Annotated in this window: 1 protein-coding gene; it reads right to left on the bottom strand. The window is 64.6% G+C overall.

The window, feature by feature from the left end:
- The coding region (locus AAEY79_RS16365) for a hypothetical protein (RefSeq protein ID WP_352289825.1) at nt 1-237 on the bottom strand (237 nt) is incomplete at both ends.

The raw sequence follows: 237 nt of genomic DNA, 5'->3' as shown, positions 1-237 counted from the left end.
CCTTGAGGCTGTTGTCGAGGTTGCTGGCATTGACGGTGGCGGTCTTGGCCACCAGTACGCCGTTCTGGTTGTTCAGGTTGCCGGCGTTGACGGTCAGGTCGTTGGCGATGACTTGCCCGCCGCTGTTGTTCAGGTCGGCACTGGTGAGCACCAGGCTGCCACCGGCCATTTCGATACGGCCCTGGCGGTTGTCCAGGGAGGCGCTGTTGAGCGTGGCGGCCTGGCCTTCGCCGAAGC

Origin of the sequence: Psychrobacter sp. GW64-MNA-CIBAN-0177 (assembly GCF_040309585.1) — a bacterium.
Taxonomy (GTDB): domain Bacteria; phylum Pseudomonadota; class Gammaproteobacteria; order Pseudomonadales; family Moraxellaceae; genus Psychrobacter; species Psychrobacter okhotskensis.
The sequence above is the reverse complement of the archived record's forward strand: the minus strand, read 5'-3'. Positions and strand labels throughout refer to the sequence as shown.